Source organism: Streptomyces fractus (assembly GCF_049844455.1).
Taxonomy (GTDB): Bacteria; Actinomycetota; Actinomycetes; order Streptomycetales; family Streptomycetaceae; genus Streptomyces; species Streptomyces fractus.
Genome location: NZ_JBMYHI010000002.1, coordinates 8,108,410 through 8,128,237 on the forward strand (window position 1 = coordinate 8,108,410; position 19,828 = coordinate 8,128,237).

Below are 19,828 nucleotides of genomic sequence, written 5' to 3' on the forward strand. Positions count from 1 at the left end.
AGGCGACTGTCATGAGCGACACCAACGGGACCAGGGACACGCTGGACGGTGCGGTGATCGCGGTCGCCGGAGCCGCGGGCCCGGCCGGCAAGGCCACCCTCAAGCGGCTCGCGGAGGCGGGCGCCACCGTCATCGGGGCCGACGCGGACGCGGAGCGGCTGGTGGCGGCCGTCGACGAGGCGCGCTACGCGCACGGCGGCGCCACCGTCATCGGCGACAACGTCGACCTGCTCGACCTGCACGCCACCCGCGACTGGGCCGGACGCATCGAGAAGGACTTCGGCCGTGTCGACGGCCTCGTGCACCTGGTGGGCGGCTGGCGCGGCGGCGCCACCTTCGCCGACACCGACCTCGCCGACTGGGACCTGCTCGAAAAGCTCCTGATCCGCACGGTGCAGCACACCTCCCTCGCGTTCTACGACGGCCTGTTGCGCAGCGACCGCGGCCGCTACCTGCTCATCAGCGCGGCGGGCGCCTCCAAGCCGACCGCGGGCAACGCCGCATACGCCGCCTCCAAGGCCGCCGCCGAGGCCTGGACGCTCGCGCTCGGCGACTCCTTCCGCAAGGCGGGGGGTGACGCGGGCCCGCAGCAGGCGGCTGCGATCCTGGTGGTCAAGGCGCTGGTGCACGACGCGATGCGCGCCGAACGCCCCAACGCGAAGTTCGCGGGCTTCACGGACGTCACGGAGCTGGCCGAGACCATCTCCGGTGTCTGGGAGCGGCCCGCCGCCGAACTGAACGGGACCCGTCTGTGGCTGACCGAGAAGTCGTGAATCCGCCGAAGACCGATGCTCGCCGGCATCACGACCCCACCACGCAGGGGTTCGCCAGCGACAACTACGCGGGAGGCCACCCCGAGGTGATGGCGGCGCTCGCCCTCGCCAACGGCGGGCACCAGGTCGCGTACGGCGGAGACGAGTACACGGACCATCTCCAGACGGTCATCCGCAGCCACTTCGGCCCGACCGCCGAGGCGTTCCCGGTGTTCAACGGCACCGGCGCCAACGTCGTCGCGCTCCAGGCGGTCACCGACCGCTGGGGCGCCGTGATCTGCGCCGAGTCCGCGCACATCCACGTCGACGAGGGCGGCGCCCCCGAGCGGATGGGCGGCCTGAAGCTGCTCACCGTGCCGACCCCGGACGGCAAGCTCACCCCCGAGCTGATCGACCAGCAGGCCTACGGCTGGGACGACGAGCACCGGGCGATGCCGCAGGTCGTCTCGATCACGCAGTCCACCGAACTGGGCACGCTCTACACGCCCGACGAGATCCGCGCGATCTGCGAGCACGCCCACGGGCACGGCATGACGGTGCACCTCGACGGCTCCCGGATATCCAACGCCGCCGCGTCGCTCGACGTCCCCATGCGGACGTTCACGAACGCGGTCGGCGTCGACATCCTGTCGCTCGGCGGCACCAAGAACGGCGCGCTGTTCGGCGAGGCCGTCGTCGTCCTCAATCAGGACCGCGTGCGCCACATGAAGCACCTGCGCAAGCTGTCCATGCAGCTGCACTCCAAGATGCGCTTCATCTCCGTGCAGTTGGAGGCGCTGTTCGCCAAGGACCTGTGGCTGCGCAACGCCCGGCACGCGAACGAGATGGCCCAGCGCCTCGCCGAGGGCGCCCGCGCCGTCGACGGCGTCGAGATCCTCTACCCGGTGCAGGCCAACGGCGTCTTCGCCCGCCTCCCGCACGACGTGTCCGAGCGCCTGATGAAGAAGTACCGCTTCTACTTCTGGGACGAGGCGGCCGGCGACGTGCGCTGGATGTGCGCCTTCGACACCCGCGAGGAGGACATCGACTCCTTCGTGGCGGCCCTCAAGGAGGAGATGGCACGCTAGCCACCAGAACCGCATAGTTATGCGGTCGACCGTAAATCCATTGACGGGCGGTCGGCCGCGTTTCTATGCTCGCGTGTCATGCAGCTGATCCAGCAGAACCCTGATCTGTCCGCGTATTTGGCGGCCGACGACGTTATCGACCACCAGCACCCGCTCGTCCGGGAGGTGGCGGCGCGCCTCGCGCGCGATGTCGACGATTCATATGCATACGCTCGGGCGGCCTACGAATTCGTCCGGGACACCATCCCGCACTCCGCCGACAGCGGGGACCTGCGCGTCACCTGGCGGGCGTCGGACGTCCTGGAGAAGGGCACCGGAATCTGCCACGCGAAGGCGCACGCGCTCGCGGCGCTGCTGCGCGCCGAGGACATCCCCACGGCGCTCTGCTACCAGCGGCTGACGCACGACGCGGGCACGGGCTGGTGCCTGCACGGCCTGGTGGCCGTACGGCTCCGTGGCGCGTGGCATCGGCAGGACTGCCGGGGGAACAAGCCGGGCGTCGACGCCCAATTCTCCCTGAACGGGGAGCGGCTGGCGTGGACACCCGACCCGGAGGCCGGGGAGGCGGACTACCCGGCGCTCCACGACGCGCCGCACCCGGCGGTGCTCGACGCGCTGCGCCGCGCGCCGGACCGCCCCTATCTCTGGGAGCACCTCCCGGACGCGCTCCCGGCGTGACTCAGCCGGCCTCGGCGGCCTTGACCTCTTCCGGGGTCGGGGCGGTGCCGCCCAGGTGCGCCGGCATCCACCACGTGTCGTCCGGACCCTTGGGGCGCACCGGGTAGGCGCGCTGCGCGGCCTCGAGCAGCTCCTGCATGCGCGTCCGCAGCCGACGCGTGATCGCTCCCGCGTACTGGTCGGACGGCGCGTCCATGGCCTCGCCGACGCGGACCGTGATGGGGATGTGCTGCCGCTTGAAGTTCTTCGGACGGCCCTTGGTCCACAGTCGCTGGGTGCCCCACAGTGCCATCGGGATCAGCGGGACCCCGGCCTCCTGGGCCAGGCGCACGGCGCCCGTCTTGAAGCTCTTGAGCGTGAAGGACTCGGAGATCGTCGCTTCCGGGAAGACGCCGATGATCTCGCCCGAGCGCAGCGACCGCAGCGCGTGCTGGTACGCGTGCTCGCCCTGGGAGCGGTCCACCGGGATGTGCTTCATGCCGCGCATCAGCGGGCCGGAGATCTTGTGCCGGAAGACCGACTCCTTGGCCATGAAGCGGACGAGACGCTTCTGCGGCAGGGCCGCCAGGCCGTCGAAGATGAAGTCCAGGTAGCTGATGTGATTGCTGACCAGGACTGCTCCGCCGGTACGCGGAATGTTCTCCGAGCCCTTGCAGTCGATCTTCAGGTCGAGCGCCTTGAACATCGTGCGGGCGGCGCCGATGACCGGAGGGTAGACGAGCTCTGCCATGGAGGGGGTTGGCCCTTCAGTAAGTTACGCGGCCGTAGGTTTTCCGGCTTGCGCAGATGGTGCCCCATCAACGGCCGGGTGGCCAGTCCTGGTTCCAGCGTCGTACGAGATCCTTGTCACGTGCCGGGAATACGCGAACGGCCGGAAATCGCTGCACGGAAAGCGGCGAAATGAAGGAGGAACAGGGTGACGGTCGGTGAACAGACGTGGGACGCCGCGCAGTTGGGCGAGGAGCTGGGGGAGCGGGCGACGCTCGTGCAGTTCTCCAGCGCGTTCTGCGCCCCCTGCCGGGCCACCCGCCGGGTCCTCGACGAGGTCGCCGCGATGGTGCCCGGCGTGTCCCACGTGGAGATCGACGCCGAGGCCCGCCTCGATCTCGTACGCGACGCGGGCGTCCTCAAGACGCCGACCGTGCTCGTCCTGGACGCGCGCGGACGCGAGGTGCGCAGGGCGTCGGGGCAGCCGCGCAAGGTGGACGTCATCGCGGCGCTGGGCGAGGCCGTCTGAGGCGTAGGGGTGAGGAGGGGCGAGGAGGGTCGGGAGTGCCGCGTGACGCATCTCCCAGATGACGGAACGCACTTGACTGCACGCGCCACGTATCGTCAGGGTGACCGTATGCCCCCGGAACTCCTTCTCGTCGAGCGGGTCCACGTGGACCTGGCGCGATGTTCGAGCGCCCGCTGTCCGCGTGTCTGACGCAGCCCGGCCCTTGCTCGAACCCTCCTGCCAGAAGGACAACTCCATGACGGCCACGCCCGACCTGCGCACCGCCCAGGCAGCGACGCCCGACCTGTTCCGCTCCGTCTTCCGTCAGCACGCGGCCGGTGTGGCGGTGGTCACCGCGCCCGGCGCCGCACCCGTCGGCTTCACCGCCACCTCCCTCACCTCGGTCTCCGCGAGGCCGCCTGTCGTCTCGTTCGGCATCGGTGTCGGCTCGTCGAGCTGGCCGACCGTCGCCGAGGCCGAACACGTGGGCGTGCACATACTCGGCGAGCAGCAGGCCGACCTCGCCGCGACGTTCGCGAAGAGCGGCGCCGACCGCTTCGGGGAGCCCACCCGCTGGTACGAGGGGCCGCAGGGCGTGCCGATCCTCGACGGCGTGCTCGCCTGGCTCGTCTGCAAGGTCATCGCGCGGGTGCCCGCGGGCGACCACCAGATCGTGCTCGCGGAGGCGCTCTGCGGCGACCCGGCGGGCGCCGGCCGACCGCTGCTGTACCACCAGGGCCGCTTCAACGGGCTGCGCGACTGAGAGTTCCCGGACCATCCGGTTACGCAGCGTTGGCAAGGTCACAGTTCAAAGCGCTTGCTTAGTGGGCATAACCTGGGTGTACTGGCGAGTAACCTTTTGTTCGGAGCGCGGGCCGCCCCGACCGGAAGAGTCCGCACAAGGCGCATATGCTGCCTGCGAGTAGGCGTTTTCAGCCGTAGCAGTACAGCAAGGCGTCTGGCCAGTGCAGCTGGCAGCAAGACAGCCGCCCAGATAAAGACGATTGCAGTAGGAGAGCCGGCGTGAGCTTGAGGATCGTTGTCACCGTGAAGTACGTGCCGGACGCCACGGGCGACCGGGGTTTCGCCGATGACCTGACCTTGGACCGTGACGATGTCGATGGTCTGCTGTCGGAGCTGGACGAGTATGCGGTGGAGCAGGCGCTGCAGATCTCGGAGAACTCCGATGACGACGTGGAGATCACGGTCCTGACCGTGGGCCCGGAGGACGCCAAGGACGCGCTGCGCAAGGCGTTGTCGATGGGTGCGGACAAGGCGATCCACGTGGAGGACGACGACCTGCACGGCACGGACGCGATCGGCACCTCGCTGGTGCTGGCGAAGGCGATCGAGAAGGCCGGCTTCGACCTGGTCGTGTCCGGTATGGCGTCCACGGACGGCACCGCGGGCATCGTGCCGGCGCTGGTCGCCGAGCGTCTGGGTGTGCCGCAGGTGACGCTGCTGTCCGAGGTCGCCGTCGAGGACGGTGTCGTCAAGGGCCGTCGTGACGGTGACACCGCGTCCGAGCAGCTGGAGGCGCAGCTCCCGGCCGTCGTCTCGGTGACGGACCAGTCCGGTGAGGCCCGCTACCCCTCGTTCAAGGGGATCATGGCGGCGAAGAAGAAGCCGGTCGAGGCGTGGGACCTGGACGACCTGGACATCGAGGCCGAGCAGGTGGGTCTGGAGGGTGCCTGGACGAAGGTGGCGTCCGCCGATGAGCGTCCGGCGCGGACCGCGGGCACGATCGTCAAGGACGAGGGCGAGGGCGGCAAGCAGCTCGCCGAGTTCCTCGCGGGCCAGAAGTTCATCTGAGCTTCGGCCGTCCCAGCGTAAACCGCCCAAGTTCTTTGTGATTGCAGGAGATTGAAGTCCCATGGCTGAAGTTCTGGTCTTTGTCGACCACGTGGACGGTGCCGTCCGCAAGCCCACCCTGGAGCTGCTGACGCTGGCCCGCCGGATCGGTGACCCGGTCGCCGTCGCGCTGGGCAGCGGCGCCGGTGACACCGCCGCCGCGCTGGCCGAGCACGGTGCGGTGAAGGTGCTCACGCACGAGGCCGGCGAGTACGCCGACTACCTGGTCGTGCCGAAGGTCGACGCGCTGCAGGCCGCCTACGACGCGGTGTCGCCGGCCGCGGTGCTGGTGCCGTCGTCCGCGGAGGGCAAGGAGATCGCCGCGCGTCTGGCGCTGCGGATCGGTTCCGGCATCATCACCGACGCCGTCGACCTGGAGGCCGGTGACGCGGGTCCGGTCGCCACGCAGTCGGTGTTCGCCGCCTCGTACACGACCAAGTCGACGGTGTCGAAGGGCACGCCGGTCATCACGGTCAAGCCCAACTCCGCCGCGGTGGAGCCGGCTCCGGCCGCCGGTACGGTCGAGGCCCTGTCCGTGTCGTTCTCGGAGCAGGCGACGGGCACGAAGGTGACCTCGCGCACCGCCCGTGAGTCGTCGGGGCGTCCGGACCTGACGGAGGCCGCGATCGTGGTCTCCGGTGGCCGCGGTGTCAACGGTGCCGAGAACTTCTCGGTCATCGAGGCGCTCGCCGACTCCCTGGGTGCGGCCGTCGGCGCCTCGCGCGCCGCCGTCGACGCCGGTTGGTACCCGCACTCCAACCAGGTCGGCCAGACCGGCAAGTCCGTGTCGCCGCAGCTGTACATCGCCTCCGGTATCTCGGGCGCGATCCAGCACCGTGCGGGTATGCAGACCTCGAAGACGATCGTGGCGATCAACAAGGACGCCGAGGCGCCGATCTTCGACCTCGTCGACTACGGCGTCGTCGGCGATCTCTTCGACGTCGTCCCCGCCCTGACCGAAGAGGTCAAGACCCGCAAGGGCTGAGACAGTTCCGGTGTCGACGGAGCCGCGTGGTGTTCGCACCGCGCGGCCCCGTCCGCGTGACGGGACGACATGACGGAGCGACATGACGAGGCGACGTAAATGGCCCATTGACGCCGATCACGCCGACGGTTAACTTCGCTATACGGATTGTTGATTCCGTGAAGTGGAAACATCGAGCATACGGAGAGTGCACGAATGGGTCAGCAGGAGAAGGTGTCGACGAGCCTCGCGGGCGCGGTCAGCGAGAGCATCAGCGCCTCACTCGCCCCGGTCGACGCGGAGCTCGCCCGCCGCTACCCGGGAGACCCCGGCACCCGTCAGCCCGTCCACACGGTCTACGTCCCCGGTGACGCCTTCAACGCCGAGACGATCCGCACCTGGGGCGACAAGGCGCTCGCGCAGCTCGACGAGCACGCCCCGGACGCCGCCTCCTTCGCCGCAGCCCTCGGCCTGAGCGACGACCTCGCCGAGCCCGTCTACACCCGCGTACGCGCGAAGCTGGAGCGCGAGCCCATCGAGGACCTGCGGGTCGACTTCGAGGACGGCTACCGGCCCGCCTCCGACGCCGACGAGGACGAGACCGCCGCGCGCGCCGCCCGCGTCATCGCCGAGGCCTACGCCAACGGCACGGCCGCCCCGTACATGGGCATCCGCATGAAGTGCATGGAGGAGGCGGTCCGCGACCGCGCCATCCGCACCCTCGACATCTTCCTCACGGGCCTCATGGAGCACGGTGGCCTGCCCGAGGGCCTCGTGCTCACCCTGCCCAAGGTCACGTACCCGGAGCAGGTCACCGCCATGGTGCGGATCCTGGAGGCCTTCGAGAAGCAGCACGGCCTGGAGCCCGGCCGGATCGGCTTCGAGATCCAGATCGAGACGAGTCAGTCCATCCTCGGCGGCGACGGCACCGCCACGGTGGCCCGCATGATCGAGGCGGCGGAGGGCCGCGCGACCGGCCTCCACTACGGCACCTTCGACTACAGCGCCTGCCTCGGCGTCTCCGCCGCGTACCAGGCCAGCGACCACCCGGCCGCCGACTACGCGAAGGCCGTCATGCAGGTCGCCGCCGCCGGCACGGGCGTACGCGTATCGGACGGCTCGACGAACGTGCTGCCCGTCGGTTCCACCGCCAAGGTCCACGACGCCTGGCGCCTGCACTTCGGCCTCACCCGGCGTGCGCTTGCCCGCGCCTACTACCAGGGCTGGGACATGCACCCGGGCCACATCCCGACGCGCTACGCCGCCGTCTTCGCGTTCTACCGCGAGGGCTTCGAGGCCGCCGCCGCGCGCCTGTCCGCCTACGCCAACCAGGCCGAGGGCGACATCGCCGACGAGCCCGCCACCGCGAAGGCCCTCGCCGGCTACCTGCTGCGCGGCCTCGACTGCGGCGCCCTCGACATCGCCGAGGTCGCCCGCCGCTCCGGCCTCACCCGCGCCGACCTGGAGGGCTACTCGGCCCCGCGCCGCGGCGACCTGACGGCCACGGCCGAGTAGGACGCCCACAGTTCGTCGCTGCCCTTCCCCGGGGACGGCCGGGGGAGGGCAGCGGTGCGTTCGGCACCCACGTGCGCCTAGGCTCCCGGAATGGATCTGCGGCTGGCGGCCTACGCCGTGTGCATCGAGGACGGTCGGGTGCTGCTGGCGCACGCCGTCAAGCCCTGCGGGGAGCGGACCTGGACGCTGCCCGGCGGGCGCGTCGAGGACGCGGAGGACCCCGTCGACGCGGTGGTCCGCGAGGTCGCCGAGGAGACCGGCCTGACGGGCGAGGTGGAGCGGCTGGTGGGCGTGGACGCGCGGGTGGTGCCCGCGGCGGAGGGCCGCGTGCCCGGATCGCCCCCGCTGCACAACGTCGGCGTCTTCTATGCGGTCCGGATCACCGGTGGAACGCTGCGGCCCGAACCCAACGGCGACACGGCCGAGTCGGCCTGGACGCCGCTCGCCGACGTCGCGGACCTCGCCCGCTGCTCGCTGCTCGCTGCTCGACATCGGGCTCGCTGTGGCCGCGACCACTCCGGCGAGCGGCCACGTCGCACTGGTGCCGGTGGGCGGACTGGTCGAGCACTGAGACGGCCGACCCCGCCCGCCGTCCGCTCAGACCGCGGGCGGCAGTTCGCCCGAGCCGCGCTGGATCAGGCGCGTCGTCAGCTCTATCCGCTCGGGCGGCAGCGCCGCCCCGTCGAGTTGCAGGAAGAGACGGTCCGCCGCCGTGCGGCCCAGTTGCGCCGCGTCCTGCGACACCACCGTCACCCCCGGCTTCAGCAGGTCGCCCAGCTCGATGTCGTCGAAGCCCACGAGGGCGACGGGACGCTCGCGCTCGGCCAGCACGCGGACCACGGTGACGGTCACCCGGTTGTTGCCCGAGAAGATCGCCGTGACCGGATCGGGGCCCGCGAGCATGTCCTCGGCCGCGCGCCGCACCCGCTCCGGCTCGGTCGCACCGAGCGACACCCACCGGTCGTCGACGGCGAGCCCGGCCTGCTCCATGGCCCCCCGGTACCCGCGCAGGCGCTCGACCGCCGTGTGGATGCGGGGCTGGTCACCGATGAAGCCGATCCGGCGGTGACCCTGGGCGATGAGGTGGGCGACGCCGTCGCGCGCGCCGCCGAAGTTGTCGGAGAGGACCACGTCCGCGTCGATCTTCCCGGCGGGCCGGTCCACGAAGACCGTCGCGACACCGGCCGCGATCTCCGGCTCCAGATACTGGTGGTCGACGCCCGCGGGGATCACGACGAGCCCGTCCACACGCCGCGCGCACAGCGCCAGCACCAACTCCTGCTCCCGCTCCGGGTCCTCGGCGCTCGACCCGTTGATCAGCAGCGCCCCGTGCGCCCGCGCGACCTCCTCGACGGCGCGGCTGAGCGGCCCGTAGAACGGGTCGGCCAGATCCTCCAGGACGAGTCCGATGCTCGCCGTACGCCCCTTGCGCAGGACGCGCGCGCTGTCGTTGCGCCGGAAGCCGAGTGCGGCGATCGCCTCCTGTACGCGGCGCTCGGTGTCTTCGGTGACACCCGGCTCCGCGTTGACCACGCGGGAGACCGTCTTGAGGCCGACCCCGGCCCGCGCGGCGACGTCCTTCATCGTCGGTCGGTTGCCGTAGCGGTTCTCGGTGCGGCGGGCGGTACGGTCCACTGTGCGCTGTCCTGTCCTGTCGTCCCGGCGTGTGGCGTCGAGCATAGGGCCTGGACAACGTTGTCAGATGCGGGAGAGACTGTCCACCACTGATCGGCTGTCGACTAACAGCCGCCCATCCGACCTGCCTTTCCGGGGGAACAGACACTGATGCACATGGACCTCGTCGCCGCGCTCGACATCGGCGGCACCAAGATCGCCGGTGCCCTTGTGGACGACCGGGGCCACCTCCTTCTGCGAGCGCAGCGGCCGACCCTCGCGCAGGAGGACGGCGAGACGGTGATGGGCGCGGTGGCGGAGGTGCTCGGCGAGCTGACCGCCTCCGACCTGTGGCCGCGGGTACGCGCCGTGGGCATCGGCAGCGCCGGGCCCGTGGACCGCTCGCGGGGCACGGTCAGTCCGGTCAACGTGCCGGGCTGGCGCGGGTTTCCGCTGGTCGACCGAGTCCGCGCGGTCACCGGTGAGCTGCCCGTCGAGCTGATCGGCGACGGCGTGGCGATCACGGCCGCCGAGCACTGGCAGGGCGCGGCCCAGGGCCACGACAACGCACTGTGCATGGTCGTGTCGACCGGTGTCGGCGGCGGACTGATCCTGGGCGGCGAACTGCACCCCGGCCCGACGGGCAACGCCGGGCACATCGGCCACATCAGCGTCGACCTCGACGGCGATCCCTGCCCGTGCGGCGCGCGCGGCTGCGTCGAGCGCATCGCCAGCGGTCCCAACATCGCCCGCCGCGCCCTGGCCGAGGGCTGGCGGCCGGGGGCCGACGGGGACGCCACCGCCGCCGCGGTGGCCCGGGCGGCCCGCGCCGGTGACCCGGTGGCGATCGCCTCCTTCGAGCGCGCGGCGCAGGCCCTCGCGGCGGGCATCGCGGCGACTGCGACGCTCGTGGAGATCGACATCGCGGTGATCGGCGGTGGCGTGGCGAAGGCCGGTGACGTCCTGTTCACGCCGCTGCGCCGCGCGCTGCGGGACTACGCCACGCTGTCCTTCGTGCAGGACCTCACGGTGGCCCCGGCGTCGACGGGCACGGATGCCGGTCTCGTGGGCGCGGCGGCAGCGGCGCTGCGCGTGGGTTCTGGCGTGAACGGGGTGCGCCGCCAGGCGGTTTGAGGTGGTGCGTCCCGGCGGGCATGCCGTCGGTCGCTGTCCGGGCAGCTGCGTCGGTCACTACCCGGGCAGTTGCCGGTCCCGGCGTACGGCCTCGTCCACCGTCCAGGCCGGCGCCAGCAGTTCCGTCAGGCCACCCAGTGCGATGAGGCGGAGGGTGAGGCGGTGGCGGCAGACCACGGTGACGCGGCCGTCGTGCCGGCGGGCCCTGTCCGCGGCGCGTTCCAGGAGCCTCAGGCCGGAGCAGTCGAAGAACGTGGTGCCGGTCAGGTCGACGACCACCACGCGGTAGGACCTGGCGGCCACCGAGTCGAGGAGCGGGGAGAGCCGGTGGAATGCCTGGATGTCGATCTCGCCGGTGAGTTCGACCACGACGCAGTCTCCGACAGTGCGCAGCCGAGGCGTGGGGATGTCGTCCTCGGGCGCGGACGATATGTCGACGGCGCCGAAAGTGCCGTAAGCGCAGTCGTGTTGCCCGCTCTGTAGCATCTGGCCCCCCGGGTCGCGAGCCCGGCCGGGTCCGAACCGGTACCGGGCGGGCGGAACGAGGTCACCGGGGTCCGGGGTGACTGGTCGATCACGCTAGTGGGAGGGTTCCCTCGCTGTGGTGGCGTAACGATTCCCGAGCGGCTTACGTCACTTGAAGGGGTGAATAACCGCGAAATCACTTGACGGTTCAGGGTTGTTCCGCTTTGGCGCTACCCGTGTGTTCGATACACACCCCGTGTGAACTCCGCACCGTCACCGGCCGCGCACACACGGTGTCGCCCGCCGTCGCGGCGCGCTTGACTGGCTCGAAGAAAAGCGCGGGAGTTCATGATCAGGGCCGGTCGTCGACCGTCGGGCAGCGGTGGACGCCATCCGTCCCGCGGGTCTCCCGTGCGCGGCTCCTGGGCTCCCCCCGATACCCCGGAGTCGCACGGGCGGTGTCATGGCGTGCTGCCGCCCAGTACGCAGAGCCCGCCTGCCGTGACTTCCCTGGGCGGCGGGCGGGTTCTCCGTACGGTGGTCCCCGGAGCGGGCCGCGAGGTCGCTGGCGTATACATCGATCCCCTCATCAGCGGCTGGTTTCCGTGACAGGGTGTTGCGGGCAAGCCACAGGGGGCCGATGGATGAGGGGGAACCGTGATCGTCTGGATCAACGGGGCATCCCGCGCGGGGAAGACCACCGCGGCGCGGGAGTTGATCGACCTGATCCCCAAGAGCACACTCTTCGACCCCGAGGTGATCGACGGCGAGCTGGAGCGGCTGCTGCCCGCGAAGCGTCTCGCCGAGGTGAGCGCCTATCAGGACCTGCCGATCTGGCGGCGCCTCGTCGTCGACACCGCCGCGGCGCTCCTCGCCGAACTGGGCGGCGTGCTCGTGGTGCCGATGGGGCTGCTCCGCCAGGAGTACCGCGACGAGGTCTTCGGTGGGCTCGCGGCCCGGCGGATTCCCGTGTGCCATGTGCTCCTTGCTCCAGGGGAAACGATCCTGCGCGCTCGCGACCCCGCCGGTGAGGCCCCGGCCGACATCGAGCCGTACCGGGCCGCGCTCTCCGGCTGGCTCGCCGCCGACGCCTACCCCGTCGACAGCGGCGCCCTGTCCCCGTACGAGACCGCCCTCCGCATCGCCGCCGCCCTGCGCACCGGCGACGCGCCGACCTGCGACATCGTGCAGACGCCCGAGCCCACCGCCGAGACGGTCGCCGCGGGCGTGCTGCTCTTCGACGACGAGGACCGGGTGCTGCTCGTCGACCCCACGTACAAGCCGGGCTGGGAGTTCCCCGGCGGTGTCGTCGAGGCGGGCGAGGCGCCCGCGCGCGCGGGGGTGCGCGAGGTGGCTGAGGAGACGGGGATCCAACTCGACGAGGTGCCACGCCTGTTGGTCGTCGACTGGGAGGCGCCCGCGCCGCCCGGCTACGGGGGGCTGCGCCTCCTCTTCGACGGCGGCCGGCTCGCGGGCTCGCGGGCGCGCGAAGTGCTGCTGCCGGGCCCCGAGTTGCGTGCGTGGCGCTTCGTGACGGAGGACGAGGCGGCCGTGCTGCTGCCGCCCGTCCGGTTCGAGCGCCTGCGCTGGGCCCTCAGGGCGCGTGAGCGCGGCGCCGCGCACTACTTGGAGGCCGGGGTGCCGACGGGGTGAGCGCGCGCCACCGCCGCCCGCAGCGCCGCGCCCGCCCCGCCCACCACCGGATCGCCGTGCCCGAAGCAGGCCACCTCGCAATCGAGCCCGGCGAGCCGCCGGAAGGACGCGATCGCCCGCTCCTTGTCCAGGTTGAACACGCCGAGCATCACCTGCCCGTCCAGCGGTGACGCCGCGATCGCGTCGCCGGTGAACAGCACGCCGTGGCGGGGGAGATGGACCGCGATCGACCCCTCGGTGTGTCCGGGCGCCGCGACCACGCGCGCCCCGTCGCCGAATGCGAGCACGTCACCGTCGTCCAACTCCCTTACGTAGTAAGGGAGCACAGGGTCGGCCGGAGGCGGCGGGAGCTGGGCGAGGGCCTGGGCGTGGAGAGGGCGCTCCCAGTCCTCGTAGGCCGGGCCGGGGCCGGTCCGCTCACCGCGGATGAAGGGCGCGTCCAGCCGGTGCGCGAACACCTCGGCCCCACTGAGGCGCGCGAACTCCCCGGCGCCGCCCGCGTGGTCCTCATGGAAGTGCGTGAGAACGATCCGCCGTACGTCGCCGGGATCGTGCCCCCACGCGCGTACGGCCTCGGCGATGGGGCCCGCGGCGCCGACCGCGCCCGCGTCGATGAGCGTCAACTCGTCGCCGTCGCGCCAGAGCCAGGCCTGGCCGACGGCGAACCGCAGCAGCCGGAGCCGGGGTGTGACGTCGACCGTCTCGGTGATCGGGTACGCGCCGGTGGTGTCCATGCCGCGACCGTACGAGCCCCGTGCCCCGAACCGCGTACGAATCGGCTCAGGGCAGAGGCGGGCGGTGCGAGGTCAGTTGGCGGCCGCGTACTTCTGCAGGAAGAGGGCCTCCGCCACCGAGAGGCGCTCCAGCTCCTCGGGCGACACCGACTCGTTGACCGCGTGGATGCGGGCCTCCGGCTCGCTCAGGCCGATGAGGAGGATCTCCGCCTCCGGGTAGAGCGAGGCGAGCGTGTTGCACAGGGGGATCGAGCCGCCCTGACCCGCGTACTGCATCTCCTGCCCGTCGTACGCCTGCTGCATGGCGTCGGCCATCGCGGCGTACGCGGGGCTCGCGGTGTTCGCGCGGAACGGCTGGCCCTGGCCGACCTGTTCGACCTTGACGCGGGCGCCCCACGGGGTGTGCGCCTCGATGTGGGCCATGAGGAGCTTCGTGGCCTCGGAGGCGTCGGCGCCCGGCGGGACGCGCAGGCTGATCAGCGCGCGGGCCCCCGCTTGCACGGACGGCGTCGCACCGACGACGGGCGGGCTGTCGATGCCGAGGACGGTGACGGCGGGGCGCGCCCAGATGCGGTCGGCGACCGTGCCGGAACCGATCAGGCCGACGCCGTCGAGCACCTTCGCGTCCTTGCGGAATGCGTCCTCCTCGTACTGCAGGCCGTCCCAGGACTCGGCCGAGTCGAGGCCGTCGATGGTCGTCGAACCGTCCTCGGCGCGCAGCGAGTCCAGGACGCGCACCAGGGCGGCCAGCGCGTCCGGGGCGGCGCCGCCGAACTGGCCGGAGTGCAGGTTGCCTTCGAGGGTGTCGACCTGGACGCGGACCAGCGTCATGCCGCGCAGGGTCGCCGTCGCGGTGGGCAGGCCGACGCGGAAGTTGCCCGCGTCGCCGATGACGATCGTGTCGGCCGTGAGCAGCTCGGGGTGCTGCTCGGCATAGCGCTCCAGGCCGCCCGTGCCCTGCTCCTCGGAACCCTCCGCGATCACCTTGACGTTGACCGGGACCCCGCCGTTGGCCTTCAGCGCGCGGATCGCCAGGAGGTGCAGCAGCACGCCGCCCTTGCAGTCGGCCGAGCCGCGCCCGTACCAGCGGCCGTCCTCCCGCTCCGTCAGCTCGAACGGGGGCGTCACCCACGCCGCGTCGTCCAGCGTCGGTTGTACGTCGTAGTGCGCGTACAGCAGCACCGTGGGCGCCCCCGCGGGGCCGGGCAGGAATCCGTACACCGACTGCGTGCCGTCCGGGGTGTCGAGCAGCGCGACGTCCTGGAAACCCTCGGTGCGCAGCGCGTCGGCGACCCAGTTCGCGGCGCCCTCGCTCTCGCTCCGCGGGTACTGCTCGAAGTCCGCCACCGATTTGAAAGCGACCAGTTCGGTCAGCTCCGCCTTGGCCCTCGGCATGAGCGAGGCGACGGTCTCGGCGATCGGATGCGGCGACATGGGCACGCTCCTCGTAGGTGCGACGTTGGTACTGGGTGTGCAGCGTGTGCGGAAGATCCTCCCACAGGGGACTGACACACGGCCCGCCGTAGGATGCCTGGGACAGGTGCGGCAGGCATTCCAAGATGGCCGAAACGGGAGCAGCAGACCATCGTGAGCAGCGAGAATCCGGCGACGGACGGCACGGACGGCATCGAGACGGGCGGCGGCGGGCCCTCCGGGAGCGTGTGGGACGTCGTCGTCGTGGGCGCGGGCCCGGCAGGCGCCTCCGCCGCGCACGCGGCCGCGAGCGCGGGGCGCCGCGTGCTGCTCCTGGAGAAGGCCGAACTGCCCCGCTACAAGACGTGCGGCGGCGGCATCATCGGCCCTTCGCGGGACGCGCTGCCGCCCGGCTTCGTGCTGCCGTTCAAGGACCGGATCAACGCGGTGACGTTCTCCCTGAACGGCCGGTACACGCGCACCCGGCGCTCCAAGAAGATGCTGTTCGGGCTCATCAACCGGCCCGAGTTCGACGCCCAGCTCGTCGAGCACGCGCAGAAGGCGGGCGCCGAGCTGCGCACCGGAGTCACGGTGACGAGCGTCGAGCAGCACGGCAGCGCCGTGCCCGACCGGCGCACCGTCGCGGTCGGATTGCAGAGCGGTGAAACGATCCTCGCGCGGGCCGTGGTCGGCGCCGACGGCAGCGCCAGCCGGATCGGGGCGCACGTCGGTGTGGAGATGGACCAGGTCGACCTCGGCCTGGAGGCGGAGATCCCCGTGCCCGAGAGCGTCGCCGAGGACTGGCGGGGACGGGTCCTCATCGACTGGGGGCCGATTCCCGGCAGTTACGGCTGGGTGTTCCCGAAGGGCGACACACTCACCGTGGGCGTGATCTCGGCGAAGGGCGAAGGGGCCGCCACCAAGCGGTACTTGGAGGACTTCATCGCGCGGCTCGGGCTCGCCGGCTTCGAGCCGTCGATCTCGTCCGGGCACCTGACGCGCTGCCGCGCCGACGACTCGCCGCTCTCGCGCGGCCGGGTCCTGGTGTGCGGCGACGCGGCGGGCCTCCTGGAGCCGTGGACCCGGGAGGGCATCTCGTTCGCGCTGCGCTCGGGGCGGCTCGCCGGGGAGTGGGCGGTGCGCGTCGCCGAGGCGCACGACGCGGTGGACGCGCGGCGCCAGGCGCTGAACTACGCGTTCGCCGTCAAGGCCGGGCTCGGCGTCGAAATGGCCGTCGGCAAGAGCATGCTGGCGGTCTTCGAGCGCAAGCCGGGACTGCTGCACGCCGCGATCACCTCGCTGCGCCCCGCGTGGAACGCGTTCGCGAGGATCACGCGGGGCTCGTCCTCCCTGGGCGAGCTCGTGCGGACGCATCCGGTGGCGGGACGGGCGCTGTCGCGGCTCGACCGGTGACGGTCACCCGACAGTGATCCGGAAGACCGGGTGGTCCGGCAGGGCGGCGGTGAGTTCGGCGTCCGTCGACTTCGCCGTGACGCCCTTGAAGTAGTCGTTGACCTGCCAGCCCCAGCGCTCCAGGTAGGTGCGCAGGACGTCGCGCTTGAGGTCGTCGTCGGACAGTTCGACGGCCTCGAACGTGCGGACCTTGCGGCCCACCCTCAGCTCGCCGCCGCCCGCGGCGAGCATGTTCTTCACCCACTGCGAGTGGCCGCGGGCCGAGATCAGGTACTGCGCGCCCTCGTGCGAGTGCGGGTTCACCGGGATGCGCTGCATCTGGCCGCTCTTGCGGCCGCGCACGGAGAGCTCAGCGGAGCCCGCGAGGCTGAGTCCGCGGCGGGCCAGCCAGCCCACGGCCTTGTTCATGCGGACGGAGACCGGACCGGCCTTGAGGTAGTAGGGCTCGGACTGTGCGGTCATGGTGACCCCCGGATGATTTTCGAGAGCGGTGCTCTCGCTTGAGAGCAGTGTGCACCCGTCCGGTGATCCAAAGCAAGAGCACTGCTCTTGTTTTTGAGCGCCGCACCGGAACATGTGCACCGCTCCGTTTCCGTGGAACACTCGAACCATGAGTACGAGCCGCAGCACACCCCCGCGAACCACAAGTGCCGCCCGAGGAGCACGCGCCCGCGCCCGCGAGGAGGTCACCGCCGCCATCAAGGACGAGGCGCGCAGACAGCTCGCCGAGGACGGCGCGGCCAAGCTCTCGCTGCGCGCCGTGGCCCGCGAACTCGGCATGGTCTCCTCGGCCCTGTACCGCTACTTCCCCAGCCGCGACGACCTGCTGACCGCGCTCATCATCGACGCGTACGACGCCCTGGGCGAGGCCGCCGAGCACGCCGACCTCGGCTTCGTCCGGACGTCGTCGGCCACCGAACGCTGGACGGCGGTGTGCGGCGCGGTGCGGGACTGGGCCCTGAAGTACCCGCACGAGTACGCGCTCATCTACGGATCCCCGGTGCCCGGATACACCGCCCCGGACAGCACCGTCCGGGCCGCCTCGCGCGTCGGACTGCTGCTCATGGGGATCGTGCGGGACGCGCACGTGGGCGGGGGCGTGACGCCGCCTCCGCTCTCCGACGCGCTGCGGCCCGAGGCCGAGCGGCTGGCCGCGGACCTCGCGCCGGACCTGCCGCCGGCGGTGGTGGCCGCGCTCGTCGCCACGTGGGCGCAGCTCTTCGGGCTCGTCGGCTTCGAGCTGTTCGGCCAGTTCAACCGGGTCGTCGAGGACCGTTCGCCGTTCTTCGCGCACGCCGTCGAGCGGCTCGCCGTCGGCGTCGGGCTCACCGTGTAGCCGTACTCCCGGGGAAGTACACGTGATCACCTCGCACGGCGGACGCCCGGCGCCGCCCTCGGCGCTTAGCGTGGCGGCATGGACGAGCAGCGCGTACGTGACGGTGGCCCGCCCCGGCAGTGGGGCGGGCCACCGTGGCTGCGGGCCCGATGGGAGAGCGGGTCCGCAGAGGGCGGCCGGAGGTGGCCCTGGCGGTCCACGCTGCTCGTCACCGCGTTCGTGCTCGTGGGGACGAACTTCGCCGCGCACGGGCAGGCCGGCGAGCGCGCGGACCTGGACGTTTTCGCGCGGCTGCTGATGCTCGCCGGGGGCGCCCTGCTGCTGTGGCGTCAGCGGTACCCCGTGCTCGTCGCGTTCGGGACGGCGGCGTGCGTGACCGTGTACCTGGGCGCCGGATACCCGTACGGTCCGGTGTTCCTGCTCGTCGCCCTCGCGTGCTTCTCCGCGATCGTGGCGGGGCGCCGGTGGGCGGCGTGGGCGGCCGCAGGACTGCTCTGGGCGGGGCATCTGCTCATCGCGCACTGGCTGTACGCGTATCTGCCGCCGTCCGGCGACGGGCCCGCCGGGTGGGGCGCGGAGGGCATCGTCGCGGCCTGGGTGCTCGCCGTGATGGCGGTCGCCGAGCTGGCGCGGGTGCGGCGCGAACAGTGGGTCCACGCGCGCGTGGAGCGGGAGAAGGCGGCCAAGCGGCGGGCCGACGAGGAGCGCCTGCGCATCGCCCGCGAACTGCACGACGTGCTGGCCCACTCCATCTCCGTGATCAACGTGCAGGCCGGCGTCGGGCTCGCCCTGCTCGACACCGACCCCGAACAGGCGCGCACCGCGCTGACCACCATCAAGAGCGCGAGCAAGGAAGCGCTGGGCGAGGTGCGGCAGGTCCTCGACACCCTCCGGACCCCCGGCGACGCGCCCCGCGCACCCGCCCCCGGCCTCGACCGCCTCCCGGAACTCGTCGACCAGGCCGCGGGCGCAGGCCTCACCGTCGACGTCACCACCGAGGGCCCGCGGACCGCGCTGCCACCCGGCGCCGACCTCGCGGCGTTCCGCGTCGTGCAGGAAGCGCTCACCAACGTCGTACGGCACTCGGGCTCACGCCACGCGCGCGTACAACTGTCGTACGGGGACGCGGCGCTGACCCTCACCGTCGACGACGACGGGCCCGCGACCCGCGCCGACGCGGGCGGCAGTGGCAACGGGCTCGCCGGGATGCGCGAGCGCGCCGCGGCCCTCGGTGGCACGATCGAGGCGGGCCCGCGCGCCGACGGAGGCTTCCGCGTCGTCGCCCGGCTCCCGCTTACCACGGCCGCCCCCGCACCGGAGGAGCTCCAGTGATCCGCGTACTGCTCGCCGACGACCAGTCGCTCGTCCGCGCCGGTTTCAGGGCGCTGCTCGACGCCCAGAGCGACATCGAGGTCGCGGGCGAGGCGGCGGACGGCGAGGAAGCGGTGCGCCTGGTGCGCGAACTGCGCCCCGACGTCGTGCTCATGGACATCCGCATGCCGCTGCTCGACGGCCTTGCGGCGACCCGCCGGATCGGCGAGGACGCGGACCTGGGGGCGGTGAAGGTGGTCATGCTCACCACCTTCGAGCTCGACGAGTACGTCTTCGAGGCCATCCGCTCCGGGGCCTCCGGGTTCCTCGTCAAGGACACCGAGCCGGACGAACTGCTGCGCGCCGTACGGGCCGTGGTGCACGGCGACGCGCTGCTCTCGCCGGGCGTCACCCGGCGTCTGATCGCCGAGTTCGCGGCGCGCTCGAAGGAGCCGGAGGCCGCCGCGCCGCTCGACGAGCTGACCGAGCGGGAGCGGGAGGTGATGGCGCTCGTCGGCATCGGCCTGTCCAACGAGGAGATCGCCCGCCGTCTCGTCGTCAGCCCGCTCACCGCGAAGACCCACGTCAGCCGCACCATGGTGAAGCTGGGCGCCCGCGACCGGGCCCAACTCGTCGTGCTCGCCTACGAGTCGGGGCTCGTGCGGCCGGGCTGGCTGGGCTGAGACCGGCC

At 71.9% G+C, this 19,828-nt stretch carries 20 protein-coding genes and 1 pseudogene; 15 read left to right on the top strand and 6 right to left on the bottom strand.

Features of this window, described 5'->3' with window-relative positions; genetic code table 11:
• Positions 1–11: 11 nt before the first annotated feature.
• The 3 genes from ACP4E5_RS38865 (at position 12) to ACP4E5_RS38875 (ending at position 2,518) form a co-directional block, all read left to right on the top strand.
• A complete protein-coding gene (locus ACP4E5_RS38865; protein WP_425837581.1) occupies positions 12–773 on the top strand; it encodes an SDR family NAD(P)-dependent oxidoreductase in 762 nt (253 codons plus the stop codon).
• On the top strand, positions 770–1,840 hold the full coding sequence (locus ACP4E5_RS38870) for a threonine aldolase family protein (protein WP_425837584.1): 1,071 nt from the start codon (positions 770–772) through the stop codon (positions 1,838–1,840). The genes ACP4E5_RS38865 and ACP4E5_RS38870 overlap by 4 nt, the downstream gene beginning before the upstream one ends.
• A 78-nt stretch (positions 1,841–1,918) precedes the next feature.
• A complete protein-coding gene (locus tag ACP4E5_RS38875) occupies positions 1,919–2,518 on the top strand; it encodes a transglutaminase domain-containing protein (protein WP_425837587.1) in 600 nt (199 codons plus the stop codon).
• Between the two features lies 1 nt (position 2,519).
• Here ACP4E5_RS38875 and ACP4E5_RS38880 read toward each other — a convergent pair whose 3' ends face one another.
• Positions 2,520–3,248 (bottom strand): lysophospholipid acyltransferase family protein, encoded by a 729-nt coding sequence (locus ACP4E5_RS38880; RefSeq protein WP_425837590.1) that lies wholly within the window; start codon positions 3,246–3,248, stop codon positions 2,520–2,522.
• Between the two features lie 186 nt (positions 3,249–3,434).
• On the opposite strand from ACP4E5_RS38880, the gene ACP4E5_RS38885 reads away from it, so the two are divergent.
• From ACP4E5_RS38885 to ACP4E5_RS38910, 6 genes and pseudogenes are all read left to right on the top strand, one after another.
• A complete protein-coding gene (locus tag ACP4E5_RS38885; protein ID WP_425837593.1) occupies positions 3,435–3,755 on the top strand; it encodes a TlpA family protein disulfide reductase in 321 nt (106 codons plus the stop codon).
• A gap of 235 nt (positions 3,756–3,990) precedes the next feature.
• Complete coding sequence (locus ACP4E5_RS38890; RefSeq protein WP_425837596.1) at positions 3,991–4,497, top strand: flavin reductase family protein; 507 nt, start codon at positions 3,991–3,993, stop codon at positions 4,495–4,497.
• A 260-nt stretch (positions 4,498–4,757) separates the two neighbouring features.
• Positions 4,758–5,546 (top strand): electron transfer flavoprotein subunit beta/FixA family protein, encoded by a 789-nt coding sequence (locus tag ACP4E5_RS38895; RefSeq protein WP_425837599.1) that lies wholly within the window; start codon positions 4,758–4,760, stop codon positions 5,544–5,546.
• Positions 5,547–5,607: 61 nt separating this feature from the next.
• Positions 5,608–6,570: an electron transfer flavoprotein subunit alpha/FixB family protein gene (locus tag ACP4E5_RS38900; RefSeq protein ID WP_425837602.1), complete on the top strand. Its 963-nt coding sequence runs from the start codon at positions 5,608–5,610 to the stop codon at positions 6,568–6,570.
• Between the two features lie 195 nt (positions 6,571–6,765).
• Positions 6,766–8,064 carry a DUF6986 family protein gene (locus tag ACP4E5_RS38905; RefSeq protein ID WP_425837605.1) on the top strand — a complete coding sequence of 433 codons (1,299 nt, stop codon included), beginning with the start codon at positions 6,766–6,768 and terminating at the stop codon, positions 8,062–8,064.
• Positions 8,065–8,154: 90 nt separating this feature from the next.
• Positions 8,155–8,635 (top strand): annotated as a pseudogene (locus ACP4E5_RS38910) (NUDIX hydrolase).
• Between the two features lie 26 nt (positions 8,636–8,661).
• Here the strand turns inward: ACP4E5_RS38910 and ACP4E5_RS38915 are convergent.
• Positions 8,662–9,744 (bottom strand): LacI family DNA-binding transcriptional regulator, encoded by a 1,083-nt coding sequence (locus ACP4E5_RS38915; protein ID WP_425837608.1) that lies wholly within the window; start codon positions 9,742–9,744, stop codon positions 8,662–8,664.
• Between the two features lie 105 nt (positions 9,745–9,849).
• Here ACP4E5_RS38915 and ACP4E5_RS38920 point away from each other — a divergent pair, with 105 nt between their 5' ends.
• The gene (locus tag ACP4E5_RS38920) at positions 9,850–10,812 is read left to right on the top strand and encodes an ROK family protein (RefSeq protein ID WP_425837610.1); all 963 of its coding nucleotides are present in this window, start codon (positions 9,850–9,852) and stop codon (positions 10,810–10,812) included.
• 57 nt (positions 10,813–10,869) lie between these two features.
• On the opposite strand, the gene ACP4E5_RS38925 is transcribed toward ACP4E5_RS38920, so the two are convergent.
• Complete coding sequence (locus ACP4E5_RS38925; protein WP_425837613.1) at positions 10,870–11,298, bottom strand: anti-sigma factor antagonist; 429 nt, start codon at positions 11,296–11,298, stop codon at positions 10,870–10,872.
• Positions 11,299–11,934: 636 nt separating this feature from the next.
• On the opposite strand from ACP4E5_RS38925, the gene ACP4E5_RS38930 reads away from it, so the two are divergent.
• Positions 11,935–12,930, top strand: coding sequence for an NUDIX domain-containing protein (locus ACP4E5_RS38930; protein ID WP_425837615.1), 996 nt, complete (start codon positions 11,935–11,937; stop codon positions 12,928–12,930).
• Here ACP4E5_RS38930 and ACP4E5_RS38935 read toward each other — a convergent pair.
• Both ACP4E5_RS38935 and ACP4E5_RS38940 read right to left on the bottom strand, forming a co-directional pair.
• A complete protein-coding gene (locus tag ACP4E5_RS38935) occupies positions 12,900–13,664 on the bottom strand; it encodes an MBL fold metallo-hydrolase (RefSeq protein WP_425837618.1) in 765 nt (254 codons plus the stop codon). The two genes, ACP4E5_RS38930 and ACP4E5_RS38935, sit on opposite strands and share 31 nt — an antisense overlap.
• A 72-nt stretch (positions 13,665–13,736) precedes the next feature.
• Entirely contained in the window at positions 13,737–15,098 is a 1,362-nt protein-coding gene (locus tag ACP4E5_RS38940; RefSeq protein WP_425837621.1) for a dipeptidase, read from the bottom strand.
• A gap of 153 nt (positions 15,099–15,251) precedes the next feature.
• On the opposite strand from ACP4E5_RS38940, the gene ACP4E5_RS38945 reads away from it, so the two are divergent.
• Positions 15,252–16,490 carry a geranylgeranyl reductase family protein gene (locus ACP4E5_RS38945; protein ID WP_425837623.1) on the top strand — a complete coding sequence of 413 codons (1,239 nt, stop codon included), beginning with the start codon at positions 15,252–15,254 and terminating at the stop codon, positions 16,488–16,490.
• Between the two features lie 3 nt (positions 16,491–16,493).
• Here the strand turns inward: ACP4E5_RS38945 and ACP4E5_RS38950 are convergent, their stop codons facing one another.
• On the bottom strand, positions 16,494–16,952 hold the full coding sequence (locus tag ACP4E5_RS38950; RefSeq protein WP_425837626.1) for a nitroreductase family deazaflavin-dependent oxidoreductase: 459 nt from the start codon (positions 16,950–16,952) through the stop codon (positions 16,494–16,496).
• Positions 16,953–17,100: 148 nt separating this feature from the next.
• On the opposite strand from ACP4E5_RS38950, the gene ACP4E5_RS38955 reads away from it, so the two are divergent.
• The 3 genes from ACP4E5_RS38955 (at position 17,101) to ACP4E5_RS38965 (ending at position 19,820) form a co-directional block, all read left to right on the top strand.
• Positions 17,101–17,826: a TetR/AcrR family transcriptional regulator gene (locus ACP4E5_RS38955; protein ID WP_425837629.1), complete on the top strand. Its 726-nt coding sequence runs from the start codon at positions 17,101–17,103 to the stop codon at positions 17,824–17,826.
• Positions 17,827–17,904: 78 nt separating this feature from the next.
• Positions 17,905–19,158, top strand: coding sequence for a sensor histidine kinase (locus tag ACP4E5_RS38960; RefSeq protein ID WP_425837632.1), 1,254 nt, complete (start codon positions 17,905–17,907; stop codon positions 19,156–19,158).
• Positions 19,155–19,820, top strand: a complete 666-nt coding sequence (locus tag ACP4E5_RS38965; RefSeq protein ID WP_425837635.1) for a response regulator transcription factor — start codon at positions 19,155–19,157, stop codon at positions 19,818–19,820. Before ACP4E5_RS38960 ends, ACP4E5_RS38965 begins: the two co-directional genes overlap by 4 nt.
• Positions 19,821–19,828: the final 8 nt, after the last annotated feature.